Genomic DNA, 21,893 nt, shown 5'->3' on the forward strand with positions numbered 1-21,893 from the left:
TTATGAGCATATCTATTGGCAATATGACTTGTGGTGATAATCATCCACTTTTGCTCATTGCTGGCCCGTGCCAGATCGAAAGTTTGGATCACGCCCTTTTCTGTGCTGAAAAACTATCAAAGGTGGCAACGGATGCTGGTATGGGGTTTGTTTATAAGTCATCATATGACAAGGCGAACCGCACATCAGCTGGTGCGGCACGTGGCATCGGTATGGATGAAGGGCTGGCCATCATGGCTAAGGTAAAGGATGCTTTTGGCTGTCCAGTGTTAAGCGATGTGCATCTGCCAGATCAATGTGCAACAGTAGCAGAGGTGCTGGATGTAATTCAAATTCCAGCCTTTTTATGTCGGCAGACTGACTTATTATTGGCTGCTGCCAAAACAGGTGCCGTTGTGAACATCAAAAAAGGTCAGTTTCTTGCGCCGTGGGATATGAAACATGTAGCTGCAAAAGTAACAGGTGCGGGTAATGATCGCGTTATGTTGACTGAGCGTGGCACTTCGTTTGGCTATAATACATTGGTATCTGATATGCGCGGTTTGCCCGAAATGGCATCACTAGGTCATCCCATTATTTTTGATGCAACGCATTCGGTACAGCAACCAGGGGGCAAGGGAGGAAGTTCTGGCGGTCAGCGCGAATATGTTCCCGTGCTGGCACGTGCTGCTGTTGCTGTTGGTGTCAATGGCTTGTTTATGGAAAGCCATCAAGATCCTGACAATGCGCCATCAGATGGTCCAAATATGCTTCCAATTGACGCGATGCCGGACGTTCTTGCCGCTTTGATGCGGATCGATGTAGCGCGGCGTGGCTAAATGATTAAGACAAACCCTATAACTCAAACCTTCAGATTCATCAGAAAGTAAAATCATGTCCAGTATAGTCGATATTCAAGCTCGTGAAATTCTTGACTCACGAGGAAATCCAACCGTCGAGGTTGATGTGTTTCTTGAAGATGGAAGTGCTGGTCGTGCCGCAGTCCCATCAGGTGCTTCAACAGGTGCTTATGAAGCAGTCGAAATGCGTGATGGCGATACTGAACGCTATTACGGCAAGGGTGTTCTAAAGGCAGTTGATGCGGTTAATTTTGAAATTTTTGATGCACTTGCTGGGGCCGATGCTTTTGATCAGGCGGGTAATGACCAGGATATGATCGAACTCGATGGTACGGCGAATAAGGGGCGTCTTGGAGCTAATGCCATTCTGGGTGTTTCATTGGCGATTTCCCGGGCAGCAGCTGATTCTGCTGAAATGCCGCTATGGCGTTATCTTGGTGGGGTGAATGCGCATTTACTGCCAGTGCCGATGATGAATATCATCAATGGGGGTGCGCATGCTGATAACGCCCTTGATGCGCAGGAATTCATGGTCATGCCCGTTGGCGCCTCGCATTTCAATGATGGCCTGCGTATGGGCGCTGAAATCTTCCATGCTCTTAAAAAGCTATTGTCTGAAAATGGTTTATCAACAGCAGTTGGTGATGAAGGCGGTTTTGCCCCGGCGATCAATTCAACCGATGAAGCTCTTGGTTATATTACCAAATCAATCGAAGCAGCTGGCTATAAACCAGGTGACGATGTGATGATTGCCGTTGATGCCGCCGCAAGCGAATTTTACAAAGATGGTGAATATCATCTGCAAGGTGAGGGGCGCTCACTTAGCAGTGACGATATGAACAGCATGTGGGCTGACCTGACAGGAAAATATCCAATAAAATCAATTGAAGATCCACTTGATGAAGATGATTGGGATGGTTTTGCTGCATTGACGGCGAAGATCGGAAATAGTGTGCAGATTGTTGGTGATGACCTGTTTGTGACTAACCCTGAACGTCTGTCTCGCGGTATCAATGACGCATCAGCTAACGCCATTCTGATTAAGGTCAATCAAATTGGCACTTTATCAGAAACAATGCAGGCCATTGAGATGGCACAAAAAGCTGGTTTTGGTGTTGTTATTTCGCATCGTTCAGGTGAAACCGAAGATAGCTTTATAGCTGATTTGGCCGTGGCCACTAATGCTGGCCAAATTAAAACAGGCTCATTGTCGCGGTCAGATCGTTTGGCAAAGTACAATCAGCTTTTGCGGATTGAAGAAGAACTTGATCGTACAGCGCTATATGCGGGTACTTCAATCCTGCGTGGTTAGGCTTTTAGCGGCGACTTCTTTTATATAACCATCATATTCGACTCTCGTGTATTGCTGAAAACATCATAGTTTTCAGCGATTCGCATTTTTCTTGACGTCGTGAATCAGCTCTGATTCAATGGTTCCCATTCAAGGGGTTTATCTCCCTGCTGGGATTAATCAAACAGGAGTTGGCCATGTATATTATGAAAAAGTCACTTACCTTTGTGGGTAGTCTTTTTCTATTAGGTACGATGGCGTCTTTTTTTGTTTTTCATACGATTGCAGGCGATAGGGGGATTTTAGCCCAGCCAGAGCTTGAGCGTAAAATTTTGATTGCCGAAGAGCAGCTTGCTTTACTTGAAAAGCATCAATCACATCTGCACCATCGGATATCGCTAATGCAAAATGATGCTATAGACGCTGACATGCTGGCAGAAACGGCACGCGCTGAACTTGGTTTATACTCACCGAATGATGTAATTGTTTCAATTGATATGTCTGAATTGAAATTTTAAGTCGTAATCAAGATTTATGTAATTAACCAAATATTGGTTTATTTAAATAAAATACAATAAAATCAATGAAATAAAATAGTTGCAAAAAATCTATTTTAGCTAAATCTTAGTGCATATTGCAATTGCGTGACGGATTTGTCACGTGCATGGCGGTAGCGGGGTAACTGCGACCAACAGGATGGAGCTAAAAATGGCGACGAAGACCGAAAGCAAACGCAAGAAAGGCCCGGGAAGGCCTCCCAAGTCAGTTGGAACTGGTGTTAACGACATGCCAGCTAAGGACGAACTTGTGAAGATGTTTCGCGATATGCTGCTGATTAGGCGCTTTGAGGAAAAAGCCGGCCAAATGTATGGCATGGGCCAGATAGGTGGTTTCTGTCACCTTTATATTGGTCAGGAAGCTGTTGTTGTTGGTTTACAATCTGCTTCGGTTGAAGGTGACACAGTGGTGACGTCATATCGTGACCATGGTCACATGCTTGCTTGCGGAATGGAAGCTGGCGGCGTTATGGCTGAATTGACAGGTCGAGAGGGTGGATATTCTCGCGGTAAAGGTGGCTCGATGCACATGTTCAGCCGCGAAAAGAATTTTTTTGGTGGTCACGGTATTGTCGGTGCGCAGGTGCCGATTGGCGTTGGTCTTGCTTTTTCGCACAAATATAAAAGCCAAAAAAATGTCTGTATGACCTATCTGGGAGATGGCGCTGTCAATCAGGGACAGGTTTATGAAAGTTTCAACATGGCTGCTTTATGGGATCTGCCATGTTTATTCATAATTGAAAACAACCAATATGGAATGGGTACAGCAGTTACCCGTGCGGCGGCTGGGCGGTCATTGGCTGATCGAGGCATGGCCTATGGTATTCCAGGCAAGCAGGTTGATGGCATGGATGTGCTTGCTGTCCGCGTAGCAGCACTTGATGCGCTTGAACATTGCCGCTCAGGCAAAGGTCCATATATTCTTGAAATGAAAACCTATCGTTATCGAGGTCATTCGATGTCTGATCCGGCAAAATACCGGACTAGGGAAGAGGTCGATACCATGCGTAAGCAACATGATCCGATCGATCAGCTTCGCGAAATTTTGCAGAATCAGGATATAAAGGATGAAGACTTGAAGTCCATTGATGCAGAGGTAAAGGCCATTGTGACTGAGGCAACTGAATTTGCACAGACAAGTCCTGAACCTGACTCGTCCGAGTTATTCACCGACATATTGTTACCATTACCATCCGAAAACACTGACGCGGCGGAGGCGTAATCATGGCTATTGAAATTAAAATGCCTGCTTTGTCGCCGACAATGGAATCGGGAACATTGGCCAAATGGCTTGTTGATGAAGGTGCTGATGTGCGCTCTGGCGACGTGATTGCCGAGATTGAAACAGATAAAGCGACGATGGAAGTCGAAGCAGTAGATGATGGAAAACTTGGCAAGATACTGGTTGCCGCGGGTACTGAAAATGTAGCTGTGAATGCGCCTATCGCTATTTTGCTTGAAGATGGTGATGCGGCTGATGCTACGCCAACAAACAGATCAACATCGGCTGAAACGCCCTCAGCCAGCGCGCCATCTGATGCGGCCACAGCCGAGACTGCTTCTGTATCATCAATCGCACCTGCTGCTCCCACGATTATGGCCGAAACCGAATGGACAGGTGCATCAACGTCGATCACCGTGCGTGAATCCCTTCGCGATGCTATGGCCGAGGAAATGCGCCGTGACGCCAATGTATTTGTCATGGGTGAAGAAGTTGCCGAATATCAGGGTGCCTATAAAGTAACTCAGGGTCTTCTTGATGAATTTGGTGCCCGTAGGGTAATTGATACGCCGATCACCGAACAGGGCTTTGCTGGTCTTGGTGTTGGCGCTGCTTTTGGTGAATTGCGTCCGGTCATCGAATTCATGACTTTCAATTTCGCCATGCAGGCAATTGACCAGATTATCAATTCTGCAGCCAAAACATTATATATGTCGGGTGGTCAGATGGGATGTCCAATCGTGTTTCGGGGACCAAACGGTGCCGCCAGTCGCGTTGCCGCCCAGCATTCACAATGTTACGCAAGCTGGTATGCCCATTGTCCGGGATTAAAGGTGGTGTCACCTTGGTCTGCGGCTGATGCTAAAGGGTTGCTTAAATCTGCTATCCGCGATCCAAACCCAGTGATTTTTCTTGAAAATGAGGTCATGTATGGCCAGTCATTTGAGGTGCCGGACGATGATGATTGGACGGTGCCAATTGGTAAGGCAAAAATTGTTCGCGAAGGCAGTGATGTTACCTTGGTTGCCTTTTCGATCATGGTCGGACGCGCTTTACAGGCGGCTGATACGCTGGCTGAGATGGGCATCAGTGCCGAGGTTGTTGACCTGCGGACAATCCGTCCGCTGGATATCGATACGATCGTTACTTCAGTCAAGAAAACATCGCGGCTTGTGACCTGTGAAGAGGGATTTCCGTTTGCTGGTATCGGCTCGGAACTGGCTATGCAGGTCATGGAACAGGCCTTTGACTGGCTTGATGCCCCGATTGCCCGTGTGACGGGTAAGGATGTACCGATGCCATATGCTGCTAACCTTGAAAAACTTGCCCTTCCGCAGGTGGATGACGTCGTTGCGACGGCTGTTGCCACATGCGAAGGCTTCAAAGGAGCTTAATCATGGCTGTTGAAATCAAAATGCCAGCTCTGTCACCAACAATGGAAGTTGGCACATTATCAAAATGGATGGTGGCTGTTGGTGATGATGTGCGTTCGGGAGATGTGATTGCCGAAATTGAAACCGATAAGGCGACAATGGAAGTTGAAGCGGTTGATGATGGTAAAATGGCGCAAATCGCTGTGGCTGATGGGACTGAAAATGTACCTGTAGGGACTGTCATCGCAAGGCTTGCCGAAGATGGTGAAGATGTTGCCGCTTTTGCATCGGCAACGCCGCAACCTGCCGCGCCTGCCTCTGTTGTGGATGAAGACAAAGTAGCGGTTCAAGATGCACCTGCCGCAGAAGCACCGACCCCAACCCCAACCCCCGTATCTGTTTCAAAGCCGACACAAGCTACCCCAACTCAATCTTCTGATGCACGTATTTTTGCCAGTCCGTTGGCACGGCGCATAGCGGCGGATAAAGGTGTTGATCTTGGTAGTTTGACGGGCAGTGGTCCGCATGGCCGTATTTTACGACGTGATGTCGAGGGGGCGTCTGCTTCGGTATCAATGACGGGGGTAACAGCATCACCAATGGTGACCAAAGGCGTTGACGAACAAGGTGTCAGTACATTGCTGCCTAACAATCAAATGCGCAAGATTATCGCATCACGCTTGCAGGAATCCAAACAGACAGCCCCGCATTTCTATCTCACAGTTGATTGTAATATCGATACGTTGCTGGAATCACGCAAAACCATGAACGAAATGGCCGATGAGGGTATAAAGATTTCGGTCAATGACATGGTGATCCGTGCGGCGGCAATGGCCTTAATCAAGGTGCCAGCGGCGAATGCGTCATGGGAAGGCGACAACACACGCATGTTCCAAAATGCCGATATTTGTATGGCGGTGGCGGTTGATGGCGGATTGGTCACGCCGGTGATTTGGGCAGCCGAAAGCAAAGGCCTGTCTGAACTATCGACAATTAGCCGTGATCTGGCAACGCGGGCACGCGATGGCAAGCTGGCGGCCGAAGAATTTACCGGTGGTAGCTTTACCATTTCCAATCTTGGCATGTTTGGGGTGCGTGAATTTGCAGCGGTGATTAATCCGCCACAAGGTGCGATCCTAGCAGTTGGAGCAGGCGAGCAACGCCCGGTTGTGATTGATGGGAATTTGAGCGTGGCGACGATGATGAGTGTGACCTTGTCATGCGATCACCGTGCGGTTGATGGTGCGGTTGGTGCTACATGGCTTCAGGCCTTTAAAGGCTTTATCGAAAACCCAGTTACGATGTTGCTGTAATGTCTATCACTAAACGTATGATTTAAGGTATTAATATGGCTGAAATAAAATCTGACAATAAGACGTTTGATATTATAGTAATTGGTGGTGGGCCAGGTGGTTATGTTGCGGCGATCCGCGCGTCTCAACTTGGCATGAAAGCAGCTGTCGTTGAGCGTGAGCATCTTGGTGGTGTCTGTCTGAATTGGGGCTGTATTCCGACCAAGGCATTGTTGCGGGCGGCTGAATTACGCCATTCGATCGATGAGATGAAAGAATTTGGCATCACCATATCGGGTGAAGTCAGTATCGATCTGCCAAAAGTGGTTAAACGTTCACGCAAGGTGGCTGACCGCCTGTCGATGGGGGTGTCGCATCTTCTTAAGAAGAATAAGGTCACAGTGTTTAAAGACGAAGCCAAGATTGGCGTTAAAAAGGGCGCAATGCGAGCAGTTACCTTGGCAGATGGCACATCACTTGAAGCCAAACATGTGATTATCGCCACTGGGGCACGGGCGCGGTCATTGCCGGATATTACGCCCGATGGCACAACCATTCTGACCTATAAAGAGGCGATGGTGCCTGAGACGATGCCAAAATCGCTCATCATCATTGGTTCGGGCGCGATTGGTTCTGAATTTGCGTCTTTCTATCATGATATGGGCGTTGCGGTGACCTTGGTCGAGGCAATGGATCGCATCCTGCCGGTTGAAGATCCAGAAATTTCGGCGATTGTGCAAAAGGCCTTTGTCAAACGTGGCATGAAGGTGATAACGGGCGTCAAGATGGCGTCGTTAGAAAGTGATGGTAAACGTGTTACCGCCACATTTGATGGCGCGCAAGATGCCGTGACAGCTGATCGTGCCATTCTGGCGGTTGGTATTATCGGTAATACCGAAAATTTGGGTCTGGACAACACCAAAGTCAAAGTTGATCGTGGTCATATTACGACGAATCAATGGGCGGAAACTGGCGAGGACGGTGTCTATGCGATTGGTGATGTGACGGGCCCACCTTGGCTGGCGCATAAGGCCAGTCATGAAGGGATTATCTGCGTTGAAAAGATCGCTGGTGAAAAAGATGTGCATGCGATTGGCGCAGGGGCAGTGCCAGGCTGTACCTATTGCCGCCCACAGGTGGCGTCAGTTGGCATGACCGAAGCGGCGGCCAAAGAGGCTGGCCATAAAATCAAGGTTGGACGCTTTCCGTTTGTTGGCAACGGCAAGGCAATTGCGATGGGTGATGATCAGGGGCTTATCAAGACAATCTTTGACAATAAGACAGGTGAGTTGCTGGGTGCACATATGGTTGGCCCCGAAGTGACCGAACTGATTCAGGGCTATGCAATCGCGCGTACATTAGAAGCCACCGAGGCGGAATTGATGCAAACGATCTTCCCACATCCAACGCTTTCTGAAGCGATGCATGAGTCAGTCCTTGACGCTTATGGCCGCGCTATCCACATGTAGGGTAGAAGTTATCACATTGGCCACTATTAAAATATGCATGTAAGGTAGGTCTTATGCCTCAAGTCAATCACACGAAAGGTGCTGCACGGCATCCAGAAAAGCGCCGCAACGAAGATCGCCCTCAACCGCGGCGTCCCGAATGGTTGCGTGTAAAAGCACCTGTTTCAGCTGAATATCAGGAAACACGCGCTTTGATGCGTGATTTGAATTTGGTGACTGTATGCGAAGAGGCTGCCTGTCCAAATATAGGTGAATGCTGGGCGCAAAAGCATGCAACAATGATGATTTTGGGTTCGGTATGTACACGCGCGTGTGCTTTTTGCAATGTCGCCACGGGGCGACCTGATTTGCTGGATCCGCATGAACCCGAGAACGTGGCTGCGGCTGTCGCCAAGCTAGGTTTGCAGCATGTGGTGATTACCTCGGTTGACCGTGATGATCTTGACGATGGCGGGGCTACGCATTTTGCACAGACCATAACGGCGATCCGCACTGCGTCACCTGGCACAACGATTGAAGTTCTGACGCCTGATTTTCTGCGTAAGGATGGGGCATTAGAAATTGTTGCCGAAGCCCGTCCTGATGTTTTCAATCATAATATGGAAACAGTTCCCCGGCTGTATCCAACGATACGTCCTGGTGCGCGATATTTTCATTCGCTTTCTACACTGCAAAAGGTAAAGCAAATAGACGGGACAATCTTCACCAAGTCAGGCATCATGGTTGGGCTTGGCGAAACAGACGAAGAAGTTGGGCAGATTATGGATGATCTGCGAAGTGCCGATGTTGACTTTATGACTATAGGTCAATACCTACAGCCAACACCAAAACATGCCCAGCTTGATCGGTTTGTTGAGCCAGAGACATTTGCGCGCTATGCAAAGCAGGGTAAAGCAAAAGGGTTTCTTCTTATGTCATCCACACCACTTACCCGTTCGTCCTATCACGCCGATGCAGATTTTGCAGCCTTGCAAAGCGCCCGAAACGCCTCGCTTGCCTCAGCCTAATGACTGTTCATGCTGAAAAACGGGTGGTGCCACACACCCCTGAACAGCTTTATGCGTTGGTTCTTGATGTGCAGAAATATCCTCAATTCCTGCCATGGTGTCTCGCCGCGCGTGTGAAATCACAAAATGAAAGTGAGCTCACGGCCGATCTGATCATTGGCTTTAATATGTTCCGCGAGACCTTCACATCCTTTGTGGAATTTGATTCTAATAAGTTTGAAATCAATGTCCGCTATGCCGAAGGGCCATTCAAACATCTTACAAATAATTGGCGGTTCCTACTGCATGAAGACGGATGCGAAATCGACTTTTATGTTGAGTTCGAATTTAATTCCCGCCTTTTGCAATCGGTTATCGAAACATTATTTACTGAGGCTGTGCGCCGTATGGTGCGTGCATTTGAAACGCGTGCTGACGAACTTTATAATAAGAAAATTATATAGATTTATATATTATTCAGTAATTTAAGAATCGTTTCTAAAGCGTATTGTAAGGCGTCTTTTCGGATGCTGTCACGATCTCCGTTAAACAGATGTTTCAATGATTGTGCTGGCTTGTCGCGTGTTTGAACGCCAAAATAGACAAGCCCGACTGGTTTATCAACACTGCCACCGCCTGGGCCAGCTATGCCCGTAATGGATATAGCAATGATGGATTTTGGCGCATGGCTTAGAACACCATTTACCATTTCGATGGCTGTTTCGGATGATACAGCACCATGCATTTCAAGTGTTTCACGTGAAACGTCAAGCATATCGATTTTGGCATCATTGCTGTAGGTTACAAAGCCTCGATCAAAAACGGCTGACGAGCCAGCAATATCGGTCAGGCTGGCGGCAACCATTCCACCAGTACAGGACTCGGCAAGTGAAATCATAACTTCTTTCACTTTTGCCGTCTTAATGATGGCGCTGGCATGCGCTTTAATATCGGTTGCGTTGGCGCTCATAGTCCTGCCCCCTGCAAGAGATGATAGATCGCTAGGATTATTGCCCCTGCAAAAACGCCAGCCACAAGGTCATCCGCCATTACACCTGTGCCACCAGCGATCTTTTCGGCCATACCTATAGGGCCAAGCTTGGTAATATCGAAAAACCTGAACAGAACAAAGGCTATGGCTATCCATGCGCAATATGCAGGCCAGTTAAGATCAGTCGGGATTACAAGAAGTGGTATCCATTGTCCGGCTACCTCGTCTATGATGACTTCGGGAGCATCTTTTTTTCCGGTATCTCGACAATAGATATTGGCGGCTTTAATCCCAACGAAAATGATAATCAGCAGTGCAAACTCAAGTAGATAAGCAGATATCTGCATGAAAGCGACACCGCTAATGACGCCCGCAAGCGATCCCCATGTTCCGGGCGCTGGGCGAAGATGCCCAATTGGGCCTAACGTGGCTAATTGATGCCAAAGGTTGTTCCTGCTCATGATGAAACAGCAACGTTATAGCAGATGCTGGCGGTTGCTTGGGCGGCTATACCTTCACGACGTCCTGTAAAGCCCAAGCCTTCGGATGTTGTCGCTTTGACGGCAATACGTCCTATTTCAAGACCAGTGATTTCGGCTATACGAACGCGCATAGCATCACGATGAGGGGTGATTTTCGGATATTCACATATCAATGTCAGATCAAGATGCATGATTGACGCGCCAGCTTTGTGGCATCGATCAACTGCATAGCTTAAAAACGTTGCGCTATCAGCATCTTTCCATTTGTCATCACTTGGCGGGAAATGTGATCCAATATCACCATCGGCCAAAGCCCCGAATAGCGCATCGCACAAAGCATGAAGACCAACATCACCATCTGAATGCGCGGTGAGACCATATTCGCTTTCTACCGAAATGCCGCATAGGGTAATGGGGCCAGGCATGTCGCCGAACCTATGCACATCAAAGCCGTTGCCAAGTCGAATATCCATCATCGATCCAGTATTCTGTCCGTTTCCATCAAGGCGGGAGAGGGACTCCAGAATTGTGAAATCTTCCTCATAGGTCAACTTCATAAGTGATCGTGCGCCGCTGATGGTTGCTACATTCAACCCAGCAGCCATTGCAATGCTTGCGTCATCGGTGGCGGTTTCATGTGCTGGATTGACATAAAGTGGTGCAATGGCCTGAAAGTGGAATAATTGTGGCGTTTGCGCGGCGCTAACCTTGTCGCGATCAATGACATTGGTAATAAGATCATCTTTGACCTGTTTCATGCTATCAGAAATAGGCAGAACAGGTATAACACCAGCCAGTTGATGGGCAGGCGTCATGGCAAGCTGATCTATTAGCGCATTGAGTATTTTTTGCTGTAATAGAGGGCGTGCGGCGTCATGTATCGCAACAAATCCTTCAAAATCAGTAGCTAAAAGCGCGGCTAAGCCGTTGCCTACAGAGTGCATACGGCTTGCGCCGCCAGTGACAATGGTGACTATTTTTGCATCACTGCCAAGATGCTGGTTTGTGATGGCTTGTGCTTGGTCTTCCTGTCCCTTGCCAACAACAAGGATGATAGCGTTTACATTTGGGTGCTTGGCGAATGCATCAAGTGACCAGCAGATCACTGGCTTATCACCCAATTGACGAAATTGTTTAGGAATATGATTCCCATGTGTTGCTTTATTGTTGGCCATACGCTGTCCGGTGCCAGCCGCCACAATAATGGCGGCAACAACTGGGGAATTTGATTTGTGCGCATACTCAGACATAACAAGGCTTTTATCATCAAAGCTACCCTGCTTGTCCATGCCTTTTTCTGATTTATCAAAGGACATGCTGATATGGGAGCTGATGACATGCGATTGCTTGCTTTACCGCTAGGATCAAGATAAACATGATCTGGCGATGCTTATTTTTTAGGCGACTTTTTCAATATGCTTAAAATTAAGGCAGATTGCTTTGGCAATGGTGCCGATGGAGACGTAATTGGCTGTTCAGCTATGTGATATAGATTTGCCGCATGCTGTCGTTCTGGCACCCATGTCAGGCGTGACTGATTGGCCATTTCGCCGTGCGGTGCGCCGTGCTGGTGGAGGTCTTGTTGTCACTGAAATGATTGCCAGCGCGGCAATGCTGGCCGAAGTCAAAACCGAAATGCGTAAATTAAAAACCGAAGTTGCTACCGAAGCCCCGCTTTCAATCCAATTAGCTGGTTGGGAGCCGTCTGTTATGGCTGATGCTGCCAAAATCAGTGCTGACCTTGGGGCAAATGTCATTGATATTAATATGGGATGCCCAGCCAAAAAGGTAACAGGAAAACAGTCCGGTTCAGCATTGATGCGTGATGAGCATCATGCGGCAGCAATCCTTGACGCGGTAGTGAAGGCGGTTGATGTTCCGGTGACACTGAAAATGCGGTTGGGTTGGGATGATAACTCACTTAACGCACCGCGACTGGCAAAGATAGCTGAAGATGTGGGGATCCGCATGGTTGCCGTCCATGGGCGCACGCGCTGTCAGATGTACACAGGTAATGCCGACTGGAAGAAAATAGGCGATGTTGTTGCAGCGGTGTCAATTCCGGTCATAGCTAACGGTGATATTCGCACGCTTGGTGATGTGCGTATGGCAATGCATCACAGCAATGCCGCAGGCGTAATGATTGGACGAGGCGCGCAAGGTAGGCCGTGGTTTTTAGCGCAGGCAGGTGATTTATTGAACAAGAAAAATATTCGTCCAGATCCCAGCATAGCCAAACGGCACCAGTTCATGTTGGCGCATCTTGACGACATGATTTCGCATTATGGTTCAGCCGCGATGCGCCTTGCCCGTAAACATATAGCTTGGTATGCGCATGGATTACCTGGATCAGCAGAATTACGTGATATAGCCAACAACACGACTGATAGCGCAGTGGTTTTTGCTGCGGTTGATGAATTTTTTGGCGCTCTTATCGAACAAGAGGCGGCTTAAACATATGTCAGATAAGGTCAGTAATCTGAAAAGCGATGATGATGTCGGGATCAAAAATATTTTTAGGCATTTGCCGGATAACTTAGCGGCAAGCCAAATTCTGGCAAGTTTGCCCAATCCGGTGTTTGTTCTAGATAGTGAAAATCAGTTTCAGTTTTTAAACCATGCGGCTGAAATGTTTTTTCAGTCCAGCCAGTCAATAGTGTTTGCCCAAGCATTGCAGAGCTTTATTGCCGCTGACTCCCCTCTGTTTTCCATGTTAATACGAGCCCGAAATCAGAACCGTTCAGTTGCCGACCAAGGGCTTGAACTGGCAGGGCCAAGGGTAGGCTATAAGTTGGTCAATGTTCAAATCACGCCTTTTGATGGAAAAGGGTCTTTGCTGGTTACAATGCAGGAACGTGCGTTAGCTGAACGGTTACGCGGTCAATCATTGTTTCGTGGCGCTGCCCGATCAGTGACGTCAATGGCGGCGATGCTAGCGCATGAAGTCAAAAATCCCTTGGCCGGTATCAAAGGGGCAGCACAGTTACTGGAAGCCGATCTCGAAGCCAATGAAACTAACCTGACACGAATGATTGTCGAGGAAACCGATCGCGTTACAGCCTTGCTGGATCGAATGGAAGGGTTTGCTGGCGGGGCAAGTGTGGTCATGACGACGGTTAATATTCATGAAGTGCTTGATCATTGTCTGGAACTGGCGGCCGCTTCATATGGTGCGCATCTTAGCATTAAACGGGCTTATGATCCATCTTTGCCCTTTGTTGAAGGGCATCGCGATTTATTGATTCAAGCATTTATTAATATAATTAAGAATGCATCTGAAGCCACTGATAAAAATGGTGAATTAATTATCAAAACATCATATGCGCCTGGGCGTCGTCTTTCGATAACGTCGATAGCGGAACAATTGCATGTGCCGATACAAGTCGAGGTGATTGATAATGGTAGAGGCATACCCGAAGATATTCGTGATCATTTATTTGATCCTTTTGTTTCGGGGCGCGTAGGGGGAAGCGGCCTTGGTCTGGCGATGGTGGCAAGCGTTATTGCGGATCATGGAGGATTGATGGAAGTTGAAACCGTAACCGGAGAAACTGTGTTCCGTCTGAATTTCCCTGCAACCACGGCGCAACAGACTAAGCGTGCACCCAAGAATGAAGAAACGGCCTTATAATGGATGCGAAGCAGAAACATATTCTGGTAGCTGAGGATGATAAGTCAGTTCGGCTAGTTGTTCAGCAAGCACTGGCACGTCAAGGCTATACGGTGCATTCCAGTGGCAATGCGTCTGGACTATGGAAATTAATTGAAGCTGGCAAAGGAGACATTCTGATAACCGATGTTGCTTTGCCAGATGGCGATGCATTGGATTTGTTGCCTCGCATAAAAGAAAAACGGCCAGATTTACCAGTGATTGTCATGAGCGCGCGGTCAACTTTGCTTACGGCGGTTAAAGCTCAGCAGATTGGTGTTTTTGAATATTTGCCAAAACCCTTTGAGTTACGAAATCTAGTTGATGTTGTCGCACGGGCATTTTTGGTTATTTCTGGGTCTTCGGATGCCCCAACAAGAGACATGTTACCGCAGCTTGAAGACGGAGGCCCGCTTGTTGGTCGTTCACGGTCGATGCAGGATATTTTCAAGGCGGTTGCGCGTGTTGTCAGCACGGATCTGACAGTTCTGATTACCGGAGAGAGTGGCACTGGTAAGGAGCTTGTCGCCAAAGCTGTTCATGACCTTGGTGATCGGCGCCAACATCCTTTTGTCACTGTGAATCTGGCCACAATCCCACATGATAAGGTTGATGCCGAATTGTTCGGTGTTGAAAACAAATCGGCCATTGTCAGCATGATCAACCCAGGTCGTTTTGAACAGGCTGATGGTGGTACTTTGTTTCTTGATGAAGTGGGTGATATGCCGCTAGAGACACAAACGCGCCTGTTGCGGGTTTTGCAAGATGGCACCTATGTGCCGTCTGGATCGACGATACCGGTAAAATCAAACGTGCGGATTATTGCAGCGACCAATAAGAATTTGCAGCATCTAATGGATCAAGGGTTGTTCCGTGAGGATCTTTTCTACCGTTTGAATGTTGTGCCTTTGCGGTTACCGCCTTTACGTGACCGCCTAGAAGATATAACGCCGCTTGTTAATCATTTCTTGGCCAAGTCTGCGGAAAATGGGTTGCCGAGCAAGGTGTTTTCAACGGATGCGAAGAGATTGCTAAAAACATGGTACTGGCCTGGAAATGTGCGCGAATTAGAAAATATGGTGCACAGGCTTCTTGTGCTTCACAATGAGGATGTCATTGATGTTGACGCCGTGGCCACGGAATTATCGCAACAGGATAAAGCTGAAGAAGACCAAAATGAAAGCGATAATATATCGCAGTCAGTTGATGCGCATATAAGGCGCTATTTTGATGCTTTGAAAGGGGGATTACCTGCTCCCGGGTTGCATGGACGCATTATGCGCGAAGTTGAATTGCCTCTTATTACGGCAACGTTAGAAATTACACGGGGCAATCAGGTCAAGGCGGCTGACATTCTGGGTATGAACCGAAATACGCTTCGCAAAAAAATCAAAGAACTTGGTATTACGGCGGGACGATGACGTGCTAGGCTATTTTCAAATATCCAAATGGACGTTTATCCAAGTGCTGTGTTGCAGGATCACGTGATGAGTGCTGATAAACAATCACAGATAAGTCGGCGACTGTTCAGTGAGGACCGTCTTGCCTATATATCAATTCTGTTCACCGTATGCATGGGCGCGGCAACAGCCTTTACGCTCTCGCGTGTTGATTATCTTTCTGAGGGGCCACGCGCGCTGAAGTTGCTGCTAGCCATTGATGTTGTTGCTTTGCTGGTGCTTGGTTATTTTGTCGTTCGTCATGTTATGCAACTATGGGCCGAACGCCGCCAACAGGTGGCAGGGCATCAGTTGCATTGGCGTCTTGCGGTGCTATTTGGCGGCATCACGACATTGCCAGTTCTGATTATTGCATTGTTCTCGCTGTTTGTTGTCGATTATTCATTACGTGGATGGTTTGCTGACAGGATTTCCGTTGCCATCAACGAGTCGGTCAAGGTTGCGGACTCTTATTTTCAAGAGCATGCCCAATCGGTGACTGGTGATGTGCTGACGATGGCGAATGATGTTAATCGTGAAGCGCTCAAGCTTGGCGGTAATAGAGACATTATGGGTCAATATCTGAGTAATCAGACAGCGTTGCGCAATTTGTCGGAAGCTATCATTATTGATGGTACTGGTGAGGTCATAGCAAAATCACGCTTTGCCTTTGCGGTTACGTTCACAAATCTTGATGATGATTGGGTTGAGAAAGCCCGCGATGGTGAAGTTGTCGTCCTGCGCGCTGACGATACAAATAAAATCCGCGCTGTGGTCAAGTTGAATAGTTATATTGATGCGTATTTGCTGGTTGGACGTTTCATTGACCAGAATGTTCTGGCGGCCGTTGACCGAACAAGACTGGCAGCATCAGATTATCAGCGGCTAGGCATTCAGCAATTTGATTTGCAACTTAGTTTTGCGGTTTTGTTTGGTGTCGTGGTGTTGTTGCTGTTGATTTCAGCGCTGTGGGTTGGATTAAACCTGGCAACCGCAATCATTGGGCCGCTTTCGGCGGTAATCAATGTTGCTGATAAGGTTCGAGGCGGGGATTTGCGCGAGCGTGTTCCAAGTGGAGCCGGAATTGATGAAATTTCACGACTTGGTCTGTCTTTTAACAATATGCTGGACGAGTTGGCACGAAGCCGACAGCAACTTGTTCAGGCCAATATGCAAATTGACCGCCGACGTGAATTTACCGAAGCTGTTCTGGGCGGCGTATCATCAGGTGTGATCGGCCTTGATAAAGATGGGCGCATTAACCTGCCTAATGCTGCGGCGCGCAAGCTTCTTGGACTGACCGATGTCGAAATGATAGGTAAAAAGCTGGAAAGTTTGGTGCCTGAATTTACGCACCTTTTATCGATTGTTGGACAAAAAAGACGCCGTTTCATAGAAGAGCAGGTGGTTCTAGAACGTGCAAAAAGCCGTTTGACCTTGCGCACTAGGATCGCAAGTGAACGGGTTGATGATCGTATTATTGGTTATGTTGTGACCTTTGACGATGTAACTGATCTATTAACAGCTCAGCGAAAAGCCGCTTGGGCTGATATTGCCCGGCGTATTGCGCATGAAATCAAGAATCCATTAACGCCTATTCAGCTTGCATCTGACAGATTGCTTCGAAAATTCAAACCCAAGGATGCTGTCGAAGCTGATCGTTTTGAGGAATATGTGACAATCATTTCACGCCAAGTTGATGATATAGGCCGCATGGTTGACGAATTTTCATCATTTGCCCGTATGCCACAACCAACTATGGAAACGGTTAAGCTGGACGAATTGGTGGAAGGGCAGATAGACCTTTTTGCCAGCGATGAGGTTTCGTATAATTATGAACGTGATGAGACGGTATCATTCACAATTTTGGGTGATGCTGGATTATTGAGACAGGCAATCACGAATTTGTTGCAAAATGCCAAAGACAGCCTGAACGAACATAATGTTGCCACACCAGAGATACATATATCGCTGGCTTATAGTGATGGCGAGATCAATGTTATGATCAAAGATAACGGACCTGGCTTTCCCGATATGAATTTGGACGATTTGCTGGAGCCTTATGTGACAACGCGTGAAAAAGGCACCGGACTTGGACTCGCGATTGTTTCAAAAATTGTTCAAGATCATAACGGATCGCTGACATTGAAAAATGATATTCAGGGCGGTGCTATTGTTGTGCTGACCTTTCCAAGTGATAACGACGCCCAAAGTAGCGGCAAAAATCTGGGACGTTAGAGATGGCTGGTGAAATTCTAATCGTTGATGATGAACGCGACATCCGCTCGCTTGTGAGTATGACGCTGGAAGATGAAGGGTATCAGACGAAAACAGCTGCGAATGCAGATGAAGCGCGTAATATTTTGCTAAGTCGGCCACCGGTGTTAGCAATTCTTGATATCTGGATGCGTGATTCGGATATGGACGGTCTCCAATTATTGGAATGGACAAAGGGAGTTTATCCCGACTTGCCCGTATTGATGATTTCAGGGCATGGCACGATTGAAACGGCGGTGCAGGCGATCCGCCAAGGTGCCTATGACTTTATCGAAAAACCATTTAAGGAAAACCGCCTTGTTCTGATGGTTGAACGCGCGCTTGAAACCACCCGCTTGACACAGGAAAACGCCGAATTACGTACCCGTATCAGTGAAGATATGGCGCCTGAACTTATAGGTAATTCACAGGCGATGCGCGTAACACGTCAGGCAATCAGCAAAATTGCACCTACAGCAAGCCGTGTCATAATTAATGGCCCCGGGGGCAGTGGTAAGGAACTTGCCGCTCGCGTCATACATGATCAATCGCAACGCCGTGAAGGTCGATTTGTTGTCGCAAATTGCGCACGATTGGCCCCTGAACGGGTTGATGCCGAATTGTTTGGTTCGGAAAGCATGCAAACAAGCCGGCGCATAGTCGGGCTGTTCGAGCAAGCACATGAAGGAACGCTCTATTTCGATGAAATCTGCGATTTGCCGTTGGAAACACAAGGTAAAATTGTTCGTGCCGTCACCGAACAAAGGTTCCGGCGCATAGGCGGTAATGCCGAGGTCGTCGTCGATGTAAGGGTTATTTCGGCATCTAGCCGTGATCTGGTAGCGGAAATTCAAGCAGGACGTTTGCGCGAAGACCTTTATTATCGGCTGGGCGTTGTATCGTTAAATGTAGCGCCGCTGGCAGAACGGCGTGAGGATATTCCCCTTATGGCCAAGCATTTTGTCAAAAAAATAGCTGATCGGCTTGGTGTACCCCCGATCAAATTGTCTGATGAAGTTTTAGCAGCTATGCAAGGTTATGAATGGCCAGGTAATGTCCGGCAAATTCATAACACTATCGAAAGTATGCTGATTTTAGCGCCGCCTGACCGTCGTGACCCAGTAGGGCTAAGCTTGCTTCCTGCGGATATTCAGAATATACCCCGTGGCAGTTCGAGATCGGGCCTTGATGAAATGTTTTCACTGCCTTTGCGAAATGCGCGGGAAGATTTCGAACGGGTTTATCTGGCTACGCAATTGCGCCGGTTTGATGGTAATATATCGCGTATGGCGAATTTTGTTGGTATGGAGCGGTCTGCGTTGCATCGAAAGTTGAAAGCGCTGAACATAGATAATATGGATGCGGCCGAAACAGCAGTCACATCGCGCGCCAAAGATAGTGAAAAGGGAGCACCTTCATGAAAATTGTGATTTGTGGTGCAGGGCTTGTTGGAAGCGCGATTGCGGGGCATCTGTCTGAAGAGCAGAATGATGTTACTGTTATTGATGCTTCAGCCGAAAATATCCAACGTATCACTGACCAACATGATGTGACTGGTGTGATTGGTGTAGCGTCGCATCCGGATAGGTTGAATGAAGCTGGTATGCGCGATGCCGAATTGTTGATTGCGGTGACTGAGTCTGATGAAGTGAATATGGTTGCGTGTCAGGTGGCACACACTATCTTCGATACGCCTGTAAAAATCGCTCGTATAAGGGGTAGCTCTTACCTCGATGAAAATTATGCTGATCTGTATAGTCCAGCTCATTTGCCGATTGATCATATTATTTCACCTGAGGCAGAGGTGTCTGCGTCAGTAAGTAACCAGCTGCGTGTACCTGGTGCGTTTGACATCAAAAACCTTTGTGATGGCAAGATGAATCTGGTTGGGGTCCTATGTACCGATGATAGCCCTGTGCGTGACACGCCCTTGCGGCATCTGACTAATCTGTTTCCTGACCTAGCCATGACAGTTCTGTGCATTATTCGTGATAATGCCGTTATCCTGCCTCGTCGCGGCGTCGAGCAAATGCATGCTGGGGATCGGATATATTTCGTTTGTGACAGCACTCATCTTGATCGTGCTATGGCTGCCTTTGGTCATGAAGAACCCGAAGCGCGGTCTGTTGTGATTGCTGGTGGCGGTAATATTGGCCTTATGTTGGCGCGCGAGATTGAAAACAATTTTTCGAATACTCAGGTACAACTGATCGAAATGGATAATAATCGGGCGCGTGAGCTTGCCGAAGAACTCCAAGGCACTGGCATCATTCATGGAGATGCGCTTGATGAATCAATCCTAAAGGAAGCTGGTGTCCACACAACCGAGACCTTTGTTTCGGTGACCGAGGACGATGAAGTGAATATTCTGTCAGCGTTACTTGCAAAGCGTACGGGCGCCAAACATGCGGTTGCATTGGTGAATATGCCCGGCTTTATTCCGTTGGTTGGCACTTTGGGTGTTGATGCGGTAATCAATCCATCACAAATCACTGTTTCGTCGATTCTTGAGCATGTCCGGCGTGGCCGGATACGTGATGTACATCCGATTATTGAAGACCTTGGCGAAGTCCTTGAAGCAGAAGCGTTGCCGTCATCTCTGTTGGTTGGCAAACCCTTGCGCACAGCCAAGATACCCAAAGGAATTTCGATTGGGGGTATCGTAAGGAATGACAAAGTCATTTCTGCCCGTGGCGATAGTGTGATCGAGGCTGGTGATACGGTTGTTATTTTTGCCGAGCGAGGCAAAATCGTGCAAGTCGAAAAGATGCTTTCGGTGCGACTCGATTTCTTCTAGGTCAATAAACACATCCAAAAATTATACATAATTGTCAGTTATCGTTAAGCTTGGCATTGTGAAGTCATGTTTAAGAGGGTAGGTTGGAGAAAAAGAGGGAGGATAAAAATGGCCGCAGATAAGAGCCGAAATCTTCAGGAAGTATTTCTCAACAGTATCCGCAAATCACATTCCCCGGTAACCGTTTTTCTGGTTAGCGGTGTTAAATTGCAGGGTATAATCACATGGTTTGATAATTTTTCAATTCTGCTCAAACGTGATCAACATGTTCAGTTGGTTTATAAGCATGCCATTTCAACGATCATGCCGTCTATGCCTATCCAGCTTCATGGATTTGACGATATTGATGACGATGTTGCCGATCAAGACTGAACCAAATCTTTGGTAATTACCAACCCGTAAAGAGCATTTTTAATGACCGCTTTTGATACTTTTGCCCAGCAGGTTGCCATACTTATGCATCAGGCTACCGTCGAACTTGTGCTTCCACGTTACCGTAATTTGGTGGATGGACAGATTGATACCAAGTCTGGTCCGGATGATCTGGTTACTGTTGCAGACCGTGAGGCCGAAGAATGGCTTACCCCACGTTTGCTTGCTTTACAAAAGGGTGCCTGTGTTGGCGAAGAAGCCGTTGCCAAAAACCCTAGTCTGCGTGATCAAGCAGGAACCGGACTAGCCTGGACAGTTGACCCAGTTGACGGCACGCATAATTTTGTTCATGGCAAAAATCATTTCTGCATGATGGTGGCGTTGCTGGAAGATGGTGTTCCCAAGCGCGCATGGCTTTGGCATCCATTGGAAGAGACGCTTTACTACGCCAAGGCTGGGGCTGGCGCCTTTCAGATCAAGGGTGATAATTTAACCCAGATTTTTGTCTGTAATACATCGCCACAACTTGAGCAACTGGTGGGTGAAGGTAGTACTAAATTTCTCAAACCGCCATTTCGGGGTGAATTTATTGAGCGTGTCAAACGTATAGAGAACCGAATTAATTTGCGCTGTGCGGGGGTATTGGCGATGAAGCTCGCCACAGGTGAAATACATTTTATCATGCATGGGAACTGTACACCTTGGGATCATGCACCAGTTGATCTTTTGTGCCGTGAAGCAGGTGCGTTTGCAGGTATGTCAGTTGATGGGCGTCCCTTTAACGCTGCCTATAACGAAGCTTTTATGGTGGCCTCGTCTAAAGCTGTTTGGGATCAGCTTAATCGTGAAATATGGCGTGGTGAATAGATGCTTAGACA

General features: G+C 47.7%; 20 protein-coding genes. 17 read left to right on the forward strand and 3 right to left on the reverse strand.

Features of this window, described 5'->3' with window-relative positions; all coding sequences use genetic code 11:
* Window positions 1-2: 2 nt before the first annotated feature.
* The 9 genes from kdsA to ABNT28_RS01600 all read left to right on the forward strand — a co-directional run bounded on the left by kdsA (window position 3) and on the right by ABNT28_RS01600 (window position 9,493).
* Entirely contained in the window at window positions 3-818 is an 816-nt protein-coding gene (gene kdsA, locus ABNT28_RS01560; RefSeq protein WP_348720903.1) for a 3-deoxy-8-phosphooctulonate synthase, read from the forward strand.
* Window positions 819-873: 55 nt separating this feature from the next.
* Window positions 874-2,151, forward strand: a complete 1,278-nt coding sequence (eno, locus tag ABNT28_RS01565) for a phosphopyruvate hydratase (RefSeq protein WP_332924417.1) — start codon at window positions 874-876, stop codon at window positions 2,149-2,151.
* Window positions 2,152-2,327: 176 nt separating this feature from the next.
* A complete protein-coding gene (locus tag ABNT28_RS01570) occupies window positions 2,328-2,648 on the forward strand; it encodes a septum formation initiator family protein (protein WP_332924418.1) in 321 nt (106 codons plus the stop codon).
* Window positions 2,649-2,838: 190 nt separating this feature from the next.
* A complete protein-coding gene (gene pdhA / locus ABNT28_RS01575; RefSeq protein ID WP_332924419.1) occupies window positions 2,839-3,909 on the forward strand; it encodes a pyruvate dehydrogenase (acetyl-transferring) E1 component subunit alpha in 1,071 nt (356 codons plus the stop codon).
* Between the two features lie 2 nt (window positions 3,910-3,911).
* The gene (locus ABNT28_RS01580) at window positions 3,912-5,303 is read left to right on the forward strand and encodes a pyruvate dehydrogenase complex E1 component subunit beta (RefSeq protein WP_332924420.1); all 1,392 of its coding nucleotides are present in this window, start codon (window positions 3,912-3,914) and stop codon (window positions 5,301-5,303) included.
* 2 nt (window positions 5,304-5,305) lie between these two features.
* A complete protein-coding gene (locus ABNT28_RS01585) occupies window positions 5,306-6,595 on the forward strand; it encodes a pyruvate dehydrogenase complex dihydrolipoamide acetyltransferase (protein WP_332924421.1) in 1,290 nt (429 codons plus the stop codon).
* 35 nt (window positions 6,596-6,630) lie between these two features.
* A complete protein-coding gene (gene lpdA / locus ABNT28_RS01590; protein ID WP_332924422.1) occupies window positions 6,631-8,043 on the forward strand; it encodes a dihydrolipoyl dehydrogenase in 1,413 nt (470 codons plus the stop codon).
* 53 nt (window positions 8,044-8,096) lie between these two features.
* On the forward strand, window positions 8,097-9,050 hold the full coding sequence (gene lipA / locus ABNT28_RS01595; RefSeq protein WP_332924423.1) for a lipoyl synthase: 954 nt from the start codon (window positions 8,097-8,099) through the stop codon (window positions 9,048-9,050).
* A complete protein-coding gene (locus tag ABNT28_RS01600) occupies window positions 9,050-9,493 on the forward strand; it encodes a type II toxin-antitoxin system RatA family toxin (RefSeq protein WP_332924424.1) in 444 nt (147 codons plus the stop codon). Before lipA ends, ABNT28_RS01600 begins: the two co-directional genes overlap by 1 nt.
* A gap of 2 nt (window positions 9,494-9,495) precedes the next feature.
* Here the strand turns inward: ABNT28_RS01600 and ABNT28_RS01605 are convergent, their stop codons facing one another.
* From ABNT28_RS01605 to ispF, 3 genes are read right to left on the reverse strand one after another with little or no spacing between them, the layout of a single operon-like run.
* The gene (locus ABNT28_RS01605; protein WP_332924425.1) at window positions 9,496-9,999 is read right to left on the reverse strand and encodes a CinA family protein; all 504 of its coding nucleotides are present in this window, start codon (window positions 9,997-9,999) and stop codon (window positions 9,496-9,498) included.
* Window positions 9,996-10,481: a phosphatidylglycerophosphatase A gene (locus ABNT28_RS01610; RefSeq protein WP_332924426.1), complete on the reverse strand. Its 486-nt coding sequence runs from the start codon at window positions 10,479-10,481 to the stop codon at window positions 9,996-9,998. The genes ABNT28_RS01605 and ABNT28_RS01610 overlap by 4 nt, the downstream gene beginning before the upstream one ends.
* Entirely contained in the window at window positions 10,478-11,818 is a 1,341-nt protein-coding gene (ispF, locus tag ABNT28_RS01615; protein WP_348720904.1) for a 2-C-methyl-D-erythritol 2,4-cyclodiphosphate synthase, read from the reverse strand. Before ispF ends, ABNT28_RS01610 begins: the two co-directional genes overlap by 4 nt.
* A gap of 151 nt (window positions 11,819-11,969) precedes the next feature.
* Between ispF and dusB the strand changes: the two genes are divergently transcribed.
* From dusB to ABNT28_RS01655, 8 genes are all read left to right on the forward strand, one after another.
* On the forward strand, window positions 11,970-12,956 hold the full coding sequence (gene dusB, locus ABNT28_RS01620) for a tRNA dihydrouridine synthase DusB (protein ID WP_332925064.1): 987 nt from the start codon (window positions 11,970-11,972) through the stop codon (window positions 12,954-12,956).
* A 4-nt stretch (window positions 12,957-12,960) separates the two neighbouring features.
* Window positions 12,961-14,133 carry an ATP-binding protein gene (locus tag ABNT28_RS01625; protein ID WP_348720905.1) on the forward strand — a complete coding sequence of 391 codons (1,173 nt, stop codon included), beginning with the start codon at window positions 12,961-12,963 and terminating at the stop codon, window positions 14,131-14,133.
* Window positions 14,133-15,572 (forward strand): nitrogen regulation protein NR(I), encoded by a 1,440-nt coding sequence (gene ntrC, locus ABNT28_RS01630; protein ID WP_332924801.1) that lies wholly within the window; start codon window positions 14,133-14,135, stop codon window positions 15,570-15,572. Before ABNT28_RS01625 ends, ntrC begins: the two co-directional genes overlap by 1 nt.
* A gap of 66 nt (window positions 15,573-15,638) precedes the next feature.
* Window positions 15,639-17,828, forward strand: a complete 2,190-nt coding sequence (locus ABNT28_RS01635; RefSeq protein ID WP_348720906.1) for a PAS domain-containing sensor histidine kinase — start codon at window positions 15,639-15,641, stop codon at window positions 17,826-17,828.
* 2 nt (window positions 17,829-17,830) lie between these two features.
* Window positions 17,831-19,267, forward strand: coding sequence for a sigma-54 dependent transcriptional regulator (locus ABNT28_RS01640; protein ID WP_348720907.1), 1,437 nt, complete (start codon window positions 17,831-17,833; stop codon window positions 19,265-19,267).
* A complete protein-coding gene (trkA, locus tag ABNT28_RS01645; protein WP_332924798.1) occupies window positions 19,264-20,643 on the forward strand; it encodes a Trk system potassium transporter TrkA in 1,380 nt (459 codons plus the stop codon). Before ABNT28_RS01640 ends, trkA begins: the two co-directional genes overlap by 4 nt.
* A gap of 108 nt (window positions 20,644-20,751) precedes the next feature.
* A complete protein-coding gene (gene hfq / locus ABNT28_RS01650) occupies window positions 20,752-21,015 on the forward strand; it encodes an RNA chaperone Hfq (protein ID WP_332924797.1) in 264 nt (87 codons plus the stop codon).
* Between the two features lie 42 nt (window positions 21,016-21,057).
* Window positions 21,058-21,882 (forward strand): inositol monophosphatase, encoded by an 825-nt coding sequence (locus ABNT28_RS01655; RefSeq protein WP_332924796.1) that lies wholly within the window; start codon window positions 21,058-21,060, stop codon window positions 21,880-21,882.
* Window positions 21,883-21,893 lie beyond the last annotated feature (11 nt).

The sequence above is a fragment of the uncultured Candidatus Puniceispirillum sp. genome (assembly GCF_963979125.1).
Classification (GTDB): Bacteria; Pseudomonadota; Alphaproteobacteria; order Puniceispirillales; family Puniceispirillaceae; genus Puniceispirillum.